Below are 8,691 nucleotides of genomic sequence, written 5' to 3'. Positions count from 1 at the left end.
TCTGCTTTTGGCGAGAAAATATATCGTCGAACCGACGACACCAGTTATCAAAACATGCTGGCATCGCTGCACTTACTTGATCTTTCATTTACGCTGCTCCTGTTGAGACTGACGTAAAACTACCTCGGTGACTGTATTGTATCTCTATTTTTTCTTACTTTTCTACAAAGTCCCACTAGTCGGACAAGTAGATAAGTCAGCAGTATTGGCAATGGTCGAACAACTAGAAGCAGAAGATAATTCAACCCTATCTGATGCAAAGCAAAAAGATTTCATAGTTGCGCTTGCCCATACTGAAGATTTTTCGCTCTGGAAGCGTGCGATCGCCGATTGTTTTGTGAGTACGTCAGCCAGGTGCTTACCATTAGTCGAGCTGGTAGAACACATAGACTCTTCAACTACAACTACACTAAAGTCGGAGCGGAAAATGAGATTAGTCAAAACTTGGTTAGCTGTTCTGTCGGGAGATTTTGAGTTAGAACAACGGGAAGATTTCTACAGTCAATCTGGAGTTTGGGTTTCTTTAGGTGCGATCGCTGTCTCACCATCAGATTAAACATCAATGTTGAAGAATTGAGAATGTCGAATACAGGCAAAGCTTGGTCAGGGCTACTTCTTACTCAAAATCAACGGGATGAATAGGAGATTCGGAATGGTTTCGCACAAGCGCTCAATCCCAAAATTTTCTTCTAGCAAGGACAACCTCAAACCAAGTTGTTCTCTCGCTTGTGCAATCGAGCGAAAATTCCCGTTAGGTCAAAACTACTAACATTTTAGTCATAGGGACAAGACTCCCAAACTTCGTTCTCAATCTCCCACTCGATCTCCCTCAGCTCTTGCTGCCACTGAGAATAAGTCAATGAGTTCGATGGGTATGCGTTTAAAGCTTCCCAGCGCCCTGGCGAGCTTGGCACTTCTGCTGTTTCATCGCTCGCTTGCTCTAGAGCAGGTGCATCTGGAGACTTTATCGGTTGGGTAACTTGGTTTAGAGAAGGTATTCTCGCTCCAGAATCAGCGCTTTCTTCGATCTTTTCAGGACGTTGGCGTTTGATTAGTTTCCGGTATTTTTCCATCATAGAGTCGTTAGGAATGAGGGAATCTGCTCTACCTAAGATAGCAAGCGCGGCAGAGGTTAGACGCACTCGTTCTTTGGATAGCCGATTCTCGCTGTTTGGGGTGCTTGTGCGGGTTGTTCGCAGAGCGGAAATGCTCTCGTGCTTCTTGAGGAATACTTTCAGACAATCGCACTGTTTAAGTGAAATTTAGACATCGGGGAGCAAGAGACGAACGTAATGCCGTTGAGCCAAAAAGCTAAAAGTGTCGGCTTTGGCTGCCCAGCTACATTCTATTTTTTCTTTCCCAACTGCTACGCCTTTGTTTTACTCTTTGCCTGTTTGACCAGTACGGGTCTAGGCTTCTTCTTTTTAGACTTTGGATCTTCAATTGCTCGCCAGCTTGGTGGACGGCAACTCTCGCAATACAACGGTTTAGGTCCATATGTCTCCCTCTCTGTTGGCTGGCTGCACTGCTGACAGATGAACTTGTATAACCGCGTGTGAATTATACGCTCGTGAGCGCGGACGGTGTATTCTTTGACGGAAACCTTTTTCGATGGCATTTATGAGTTATTCCCCATCAGCTAGCATTTTTTAACTCTAATTCTTCTAACTGCTTAAGCTTGCTTCGCAGCAGAGCCTCTAATTCCTGACGCTGTTCTGGTGAAAACAGCATTTGTAAATCTAAATTGCGAAGACTGGCAATTGCCCGATCGCCCTGTTTGTTTCTCGCTTGCGAAACAAGTTTGTCTCCCGTAAAACGTTGCTTCTGTTGTTTCACCCATTTCTTAGTTTCTGCTTCGGACAAATTTTGAGTTGTTACTACTTCAATTCCAGCAGCGCGGAGTTCTAGCGCCTTCTTCTGGGCAATCGCTAGCTCAGCATCTGACAAACTATTGAGAGCTAATGCTTGAGGACAGCCCAATCGTTGATGCCGAATTGCTTCTTTTAGGTCTACCGAAAGTCTGAGGGTTGGAAAAATGTTGCGATCGAGTGAAGCAGGGTGTTCTTGTAATCCCAGGAAGAGCATCCAAACTTTAGCCTCAACTGCATCAATTTCTACCCTTTCTTTAATTTGCTCTATAGCTATCTGCTGCTTTTGGGGCGGTTGCAAATGAAGGTTACTCTCCAGTTTGATTTCCCGCACGCGCTGTATTCGCTTGAGGACTCGACTAATAATGCGGGGAACTTCTTGAGGAGGTAAGTCTGCAATTTCGTTGCAGGCGATCGCCACTAGCGCTTCTGCCTGATCTAAGGCATTTAAGTTGCGACGGTGACGACCGGAAAGATAAGCTTTACGCAGCAGCGTTTTTTCATCTTGCGGACGAGTAATAAAAACAGAGTCCAACTCAGTCCATCCGAGCGCTCGACCGGAACGCCAGCGACACTCACCGTCGAATATTGTTCCATCCTCAAACAGGATTACCGGATCGAGCTGCCCTTCTGCTTGCAGCGAGAGCATCATTGCTTCGACTTCCTCGCCAAAAGTTTGACGCGGCTGTTTCGGATTGGGGCGGATCTTGTCGATCGCGAAACGAACGACACCTTGAGTCTGCTGGAGGCGATCGCGTAATTTGGCAATCTCGCTCTGAAGCTGTTGTTGCTCTACTCCACCTGAAAACTGCATTCGTTCAATATTAGCGACTAACTCCCGTTCTCGCTGAGTCGCCAGCATCAGTTCTTGTTGTAACTTCTGAATTTGTTGGTGAAGATCGGTACTGTAGGATGAATCTACCCCAGCAATAAATGCTTCTGGGGATACTGGTTTGCTGCGAAGTCCCATTAACGCTCCTCCCGAATCCAAATTTGACCGAATACTGCTTCGTACAGCCTTTGAATTTCCTCAACTGCTTTTTTATCCTTTGGTTTATACTCCACCACAGCTTTACCTGACGCTGCTGCTTTGCGAAATGCTTTGCGAAAACCGATTGGATAGTCGAGATATGTCAGTCCGACAGTTGATTTCACAATTTCTGCTGCTTCTTCGTTTTCGCTACCTTGAGCATCTGCTCGGTTGAGAAAGGAAATTGCTTTGAGACGCTCGTTGATCGCGCTCGCTTCTTCAATCAGTCGAGAAACTGCTTCTAACGTCCAAATGTCAAAGCTTCCTGGGAATATCGGTACTAGGTAAATATCAGCAACTGACAGCGCAGCTCGATGCCCCGAACTATCTCTTCCACCCGCATCAATGATGACATCATCGTATTTAGGAGCCATATTGATCGCCTCGGATCTAACAGCAGCTCCCCGAAGCTTGACAGCGGTAAAACCAGCTTTACCAGATAATTCCTCGTTCCGAACTACCGCGAAATCGCTAGCACTGTCTTGTTCGTCTGCATCTACACACAGCACGTCTCTTCCTGCTAGCGATCGCATGACAGCAAGATTAGTGGCGATCGTCGTTTTTCCGCCACCACCCTTGATCCCACCGCAAACAACAATCATGATTACCTCCTGAAAAAATCAGTTAATATAATTCGATTTGTCCAGTACATTGTTTCCCTCTCTTTGCAATCGCTCTCAAACTAACTGAGAATGTTGTACAGCACAAATCCTCTACTTGGCTAGGGAAAAAAAGATAATAACTTGGAAATCTTGTCCTGTAATTCTACGGGACAGCTAAATTTTAGAGCCGAAAATCTTTCCAATTGACGGGGGAAGCCGATTCCAGCCAGATGTCAAGAGCGCGTAAGTTTTTCTACGATTCATTAACTTGGGTAGCAAGAAGTCGGGAAAGCCGCGCTCGCGCTTCTAGTATTGGCTACTTGCCTAACACACTATAGCAATTGCTTGTTTTTCGCGCTTAGCGATCTCCATTGCATGATGAAACGAGTTAGAGTTGTCGAAACTGCTGACCTTAAAGGGGCAAGCAAACGTGGAATTGAGGCAATAAACTAGCATTACACCTACTTGAAGACGACGATTCAAATCGCCATCCGTCATGCTCCGCTTCGATCGCGAAAATACGGGGCTACCTCACTCCTTACTATTATCGGTGTAAAACAAAGTTTTTTTGGGATTAAATCCAAATATGTGTCATACTAATAACTACATGACACTGACTTATTAATATGACCGAAGCAATTATACGTGTCAACGAACAAGGACGAGTGACAATTCCAGCGGACTTGCGCCAGCTTTTGGGACTGGTTAATGGCTCTAAGTTGATTATTCGCTTAGAGGGAAAGCGGATTGTACTCGAACAGCCAGAGGAAGCTTTTGCACGGTTGCGCTCTACTTTTAATTCACCTACCTCTGTAGTAGATGAGTTGATTGCAGAGCGTCGCGACCAGGCAGCCCATGAGTAGCTACGTCCTTGATGCTTCGGCAGTCCTAGCTTTGCTTAACAACGAAAGGGGTGCTGATGTTGTGCAGTCAGCTCTGACAGATTCAATTTGCTTCATGTCCGTGGTCAATTGGTCGGAAGTTGCTAGAAAACTAGTCGCTAGAAGCTTGGCGGTAGAACCTGTCGCTCAAACTTTAGTGGGACTTGGTTTGGAGTTCAAAGAATTTGACTACAACCAAGCTGTTGCCGCCGCTCGACTGGACGCTCCTGCTCTATCGTTAGGAGACAGGGCGTGTTTGGCACTAGCAAGATCGTTGGGAGTAGTGGCACTGACTGCCGACCAAATCTGGCAAACTTTTGCTTTGGGCATTCCTATTGAACTTATTCGCCCATGAATTTTCAGCGTCACGGATTTATCAAAACCGATTTAGCAGCACTTCTAAATTGGTGTCAAGAACAGACTCCAACCCTGGATAATAGCGTGAGTAAGTATACAGTTGGTGAGAGACGGGAAAAGTGGTTTGACAAAGGTTGGAACCTCTCGCAGCAGGTGGAAATCTTTGATGCTGAGCATGATGAAAGAATTTACCGACTAGGGCAGTGTCTCTACCCTGGCAACCATGCTTGTTTGTTCCTCTACTATCCGCCTGGGGCTTACATCAAACCCCACCGCGACCATACGGCGAGTGAAGCTTGGGTAGTGCAAGTCAACATCGGCTGTCCGGTTTTTTTGACTGTAGGAGACGAACGTTACTCAATTGCTGATGGCGAAGTTATCGGTTTCAACTCTAAACTTTTGCATTCCGTTTCGCCTGCTACTACCAAGCGCTGGGTAATTTCGTGGCGCAAGATCAAACCTCAATATCTCCAACAGCAGCAACAGTTGTCTCTATTCTAGAAGCGCGATCGCCCTTTCTCACGATTAGCACTCACAGGTTCGCTCAGCTCAAGTATCTCAAAAAGTAAAGTTCAAACATATCCTAGCGCCACGAGCGCCACTGGAGTTGCTCTCTCAACTGCAACACGAAACGACGTGCTAATTTTACTGCTTCGCGGTATTCGTCTTCGCCTTGATGCTCCGACCAACCACAGCCTGTTTGTTCCTTGATATATCCAAATGCTGCTGAATGTAGCAGAGCGGAATTATTCGCGAAACTTGGCTCATGCCCCTTTTCTTGTACGCGGGCGATCGCTTTTGCTAAAAGTTCTACGGGGCGCTCTACAAGAGAGCGACCAGAGGCTCCATCTTCGATCAATCCGCGTTGCCCAAACAGTTCGTTAACCAAACTTCTTACTTGCGCTCTATATCGCGCCTGCAATTCTAACTTGGCTTTATCCAGCCGCACGACGCGATCGCTCTGGGGAACTTCTATCTCTACCTTGGATAGCTCTACCTCCAGTCCTTTGAGAAAAATCTCGTAGGCTGCTCTAGGCATGGTGTTTTTGAGTCGGACACCGCCAATCGTAACTTCTCCATCTGCATCCAAATCCATGCCCTGCTGCTGCAACACGATTTTTTTCTTGTAATCCTGATAGGAAATCGATTTGCCATCAACCAAAACTTGCCAATCCAACCCAACATGGTGCAAGAACGTCGCCGTAGGTAGTTCGCGATCTGTTTTAGCTCTAGCAATTTCTACTCCAGGTGGTATGTCGAAATATGTCGGCGCGATCTGCACTTGTCGACGATCTATTACTGCTTCTACCTGAATTTGACAGGTTTTATAACTTCTAATCTCATGTAACTTTTGAGAGATTGCGTCTGCTTCCTTTTGCCAGGGCAACACATCTGGCGATCGCCGCTCATCTGGACTAGTTAAGTCGATCTCAAGTTGCTGAAATTGTGCATCCTCGCCAACGCTGCCATTGGGAGTTACTGTCGCGCTGCTGCTAGCACTTGCCTCTGGTAAGCTATTGGTCCGCCCCAGTTCCTCAAGTAAGGAAAACTTGGGCGATCGCGACTCTGGAGCTACCACGGGTACGCGCACTTCTAACAGATCTCCCTGCTTCACGCTTGCAGTGTTGGACAGTTGCAGCACGGTTTCACCTGCTTCGTAGGCAGCTGTTAGTACGGGTTTGATCGGCTTGTCTGTTGGTAAATCCTTGATCGCATCAGATGATACCCCATGCTGAAACTGCTCGAACAAAGGACGCAATCCCAACGCGGAATGAGTGACAACAACTGCCCAGTTAGGATGATTTAATTCGGGAAAAGCTTCAGCTGGCGCTCCTGGCACTTTTCGCAATGCTCGTCCCCATTCTTGCTCGGCTGGGGACATCGATTTGAGGACGCACAAGCAGCAAGAAATTGATATCCACTTATGGTCGAAACCTACGCCTAGCATTCCACAATGGACGACTACCCAGTATTCGCCCGCGTAAAATTTTTCCAATAGCACGCTGGCACGACCTGCTAGATCGTATTGCTCGTGTTCGGAATGAATCACTAGCACTTTCCCCTCAAGAGCGGGAAAATTTTCTTCTAAAAGCTTTGCGACTCGATGGGTATGAGGGATATTGAGCGCTCGTACTAGCATAGCGTGAGGTTGATCGGTAGTAGAGCGCTTAGCAAGCAAGATCCCGACTGCCATCTCCAGTACGGGGAGCGAGAAGGAATTGGCTAAAAGAATTTGACGAAACCAAGTGCGATCGCTCTGCGCTTTGAGAATAAATTCTTCTGGGTCGTACTCAATCTCCCGACCATCTTCTTCAACCAAAAAAGCAGTGCTAGTAGCTTCTTTGTACATCAGTTTTTTGATTGGAGCAGGCTTTAACCTCCAGGCATCCTGGATCGTAAATTCGTAGTCCGCTATAGGCGCGTATCTAATTGCTTTTCTGCCTAATTCGTCGGCATCCTCTACTTCTTCATAACGTATGTAGGGTAGAGGTTGACTGTCGGAACGAAATTTGGAGCCAGTAAAATAAGTAATCAGAGAATGCTTGAAATAGCTAAAAATAGTGCGGTAGCTAGCAGCGGCAGAGAAGTGCGCCTCGTCACAAATAATTGCACCGACTGTTTCTGGTTGGAGATCGCCCCGTTGCACTAGGTTCAATAAAAATTGGCGGTTGCCTACGAGCATATCTGCTTGACGCAAGGTGTAAGCGTAGCTGTTGAAATTGCTCGCATCTAACTCTACTATTCGAGGTGGCAGAACTCCTGAAGGCAAGACTTTCAAACTATAGAGCAGCCATTGCTCATAAATCGGTCGGTGCGAGCGATCGCAGGGAAAATCCTTCACAAATCTATTACGCAATGTGCAATTATCTGATAAGAAAATTGCCTGTCTTCCTCGCATCCAAGGAGCAAGGATGTAGGGGACGAGTGCTTGCATAATAGTTTTCCCCGTGCCAACTCCTGCCAAAATTAAAGCCGCAGCTCGTTCGGTTGAATCCATTTCTCCCGTACAAGCTTTTTGATAGATTGCTAGCAAAGCTTCGATTTGATGAGGGTACAGTTGGGTTTGCCCTGAAGTAATTCGAGTCAGGACGACTTTATGATAAGAGAGGAAGTAGTTGTCCACAGCTCTACTCCTAGCTATTGTATGCTCGGTCAGACTTTTGGCGGTTACACCTTATACATAAAGCCAAGGCATTCCAAACTTGGGTCGCTCCTCCCTGGGAGTAAGCTATTCTGTGGTCGGCTTCAAAATTTTCCTGGCTTAATGGCGTACTATAAATCTCACACCTATAGTTAGCACGCCTCAGTATCGAAAGTTTTTGATTGGGTGTAAATCGCCTTCGCATCAGGAAGCATCCTTTTTCAAAGCCAATATAAAAATTCTACCTTTTATGACTTGTCGATGGGTGAATGTTACCCTACTCGATCGCGGCTTTAATTTCATTTAAACTCTAAAGTCAAATTAAACCTTCAGCTTCCGATCCCTAACTCAATACGTTATTGGATAGTGCAAATGGCATCAACCGCGAATTATTTTTTAATTATCGACATATTAGCTAGTTCTTCTTAGAAGATAAGTCAGATTTATTACCTGTGAATTTACCGAAATTTTTGCCAGATTAAAAAAATCGTAAAATTTCGGTTTTCAAAAACTTGAGCATCTCTTTTTATAGAAGTAAAGAGGGACAAGATCCCCATGATTACTAAAGAAAACGTGCAATATATCTACCGATCGATGTTAGTGACAGAGCGGTTACGGAGAAAAAATATGACCGTTGAGAATTGCAATAAATCTGCTAGAGTTTGGCAACAGCGATCGCTACGCTCGGCTTTAGGCACGATATTATTGGGGGTTGTGTCGCAAAGATCTTTTAGAGACGAACGATCTGTATCGTTCACATTTCTCTATGCAGCAATTCCAAAGATTGATTCAATAAATTTTACTTGAGACA

The 8,691-nt window shown here is 45.8% G+C and carries 10 protein-coding genes; 4 read left to right on the top strand and 6 right to left on the bottom strand.

Annotated features, from left to right (window positions below; genetic code table 11):
- Positions 1-127 precede the first annotated feature (127 nt).
- On the top strand, positions 128-556 hold the full coding sequence (locus H6G17_RS31465) for a hypothetical protein (protein WP_192162553.1): 429 nt from the start codon (positions 128-130) through the stop codon (positions 554-556).
- Between the two features lie 217 nt (positions 557-773).
- On the opposite strand, the gene H6G17_RS31460 is transcribed toward H6G17_RS31465, so the two are convergent.
- The 4 genes from H6G17_RS31460 to H6G17_RS31445 all read right to left on the bottom strand — a co-directional run bounded on the left by H6G17_RS31460 (position 774) and on the right by H6G17_RS31445 (position 3,500).
- A complete protein-coding gene (locus H6G17_RS31460) occupies positions 774-1,142 on the bottom strand; it encodes a hypothetical protein (RefSeq protein ID WP_192162551.1) in 369 nt (122 codons plus the stop codon).
- 224 nt (positions 1,143-1,366) lie between these two features.
- The gene (locus tag H6G17_RS35055; protein WP_347276495.1) at positions 1,367-1,618 is read right to left on the bottom strand and encodes a hypothetical protein; all 252 of its coding nucleotides are present in this window, start codon (positions 1,616-1,618) and stop codon (positions 1,367-1,369) included.
- A gap of 17 nt (positions 1,619-1,635) precedes the next feature.
- Complete coding sequence (locus H6G17_RS31450; protein ID WP_192162546.1) at positions 1,636-2,838, bottom strand: ParB N-terminal domain-containing protein; 1,203 nt, start codon at positions 2,836-2,838, stop codon at positions 1,636-1,638.
- A complete protein-coding gene (locus H6G17_RS31445; protein WP_192162544.1) occupies positions 2,838-3,500 on the bottom strand; it encodes an AAA family ATPase in 663 nt (220 codons plus the stop codon). The genes H6G17_RS31450 and H6G17_RS31445 overlap by 1 nt, the downstream gene beginning before the upstream one ends.
- A gap of 626 nt (positions 3,501-4,126) precedes the next feature.
- Here H6G17_RS31445 and H6G17_RS31440 point away from each other — a divergent pair.
- Genes H6G17_RS31440 through H6G17_RS31430 form a run of 3 tightly spaced genes read left to right on the top strand, consistent with a single transcriptional unit; the run spans position 4,127 to position 5,239 of the window.
- Positions 4,127-4,363, top strand: a complete 237-nt coding sequence (locus H6G17_RS31440; RefSeq protein ID WP_192162542.1) for an AbrB/MazE/SpoVT family DNA-binding domain-containing protein — start codon at positions 4,127-4,129, stop codon at positions 4,361-4,363.
- Positions 4,356-4,736, top strand: coding sequence for a type II toxin-antitoxin system VapC family toxin (locus H6G17_RS31435; RefSeq protein ID WP_192162540.1), 381 nt, complete (start codon positions 4,356-4,358; stop codon positions 4,734-4,736). Before H6G17_RS31440 ends, H6G17_RS31435 begins: the two co-directional genes overlap by 8 nt.
- A complete protein-coding gene (locus H6G17_RS31430) occupies positions 4,733-5,239 on the top strand; it encodes an aspartyl/asparaginyl beta-hydroxylase domain-containing protein (protein WP_192162538.1) in 507 nt (168 codons plus the stop codon). Before H6G17_RS31435 ends, H6G17_RS31430 begins: the two co-directional genes overlap by 4 nt.
- Before the next feature lie 82 nt (positions 5,240-5,321).
- Here the strand turns inward: H6G17_RS31430 and H6G17_RS31425 are convergent, their stop codons facing one another.
- Together H6G17_RS31425 and H6G17_RS33220 are read right to left on the bottom strand one after the other, a co-directional pair.
- Positions 5,322-7,862 carry a DEAD/DEAH box helicase family protein gene (locus H6G17_RS31425; protein ID WP_199317165.1) on the bottom strand — a complete coding sequence of 847 codons (2,541 nt, stop codon included), beginning with the start codon at positions 7,860-7,862 and terminating at the stop codon, positions 5,322-5,324.
- A 602-nt stretch (positions 7,863-8,464) separates the two neighbouring features.
- Positions 8,465-8,638, bottom strand: coding sequence for a hypothetical protein (locus tag H6G17_RS33220; protein ID WP_206757198.1), 174 nt, complete (start codon positions 8,636-8,638; stop codon positions 8,465-8,467).
- Positions 8,639-8,691 lie beyond the last annotated feature (53 nt).

The sequence above is a fragment of the Chroococcidiopsis sp. [FACHB-1243] genome, from assembly GCF_014696895.1.
Classification (GTDB): Bacteria; Cyanobacteriota; Cyanobacteriia; order Cyanobacteriales; family Chroococcidiopsidaceae; genus Chroococcidiopsis.
Note: the sequence above shows the minus strand (reverse complement) of the source record. Positions and strands in the feature narration are given on the sequence as shown.

What these genes read in the sequence shown, in the direction of transcription:
- H6G17_RS35055 (WP_347276495.1), bottom strand. Translation starts at nt 1,618, where the DNA reads ATGCCATCGAAAAAGGTTTCCGTCAAAGAATACACCGTCCGCGCTCAC.
- H6G17_RS31450 (WP_192162546.1), bottom strand. Translation starts at nt 2,838, where the DNA reads ATGGGACTTCGCAGCAAACCAGTATCCCCAGAAGCATTTATTGCTGGG.
- H6G17_RS31445 (WP_192162544.1), bottom strand. Translation starts at nt 3,500, where the DNA reads ATGATTGTTGTTTGCGGTGGGATCAAGGGTGGTGGCGGAAAAACGACG.
- H6G17_RS31440 (WP_192162542.1), top strand. Translation starts at nt 4,127, where the DNA reads ATGACCGAAGCAATTATACGTGTCAACGAACAAGGACGAGTGACAATT.
- H6G17_RS31435 (WP_192162540.1), top strand. Translation starts at nt 4,356, where the DNA reads ATGAGTAGCTACGTCCTTGATGCTTCGGCAGTCCTAGCTTTGCTTAAC.
- H6G17_RS31430 (WP_192162538.1), top strand. Translation starts at nt 4,733, where the DNA reads ATGAATTTTCAGCGTCACGGATTTATCAAAACCGATTTAGCAGCACTT.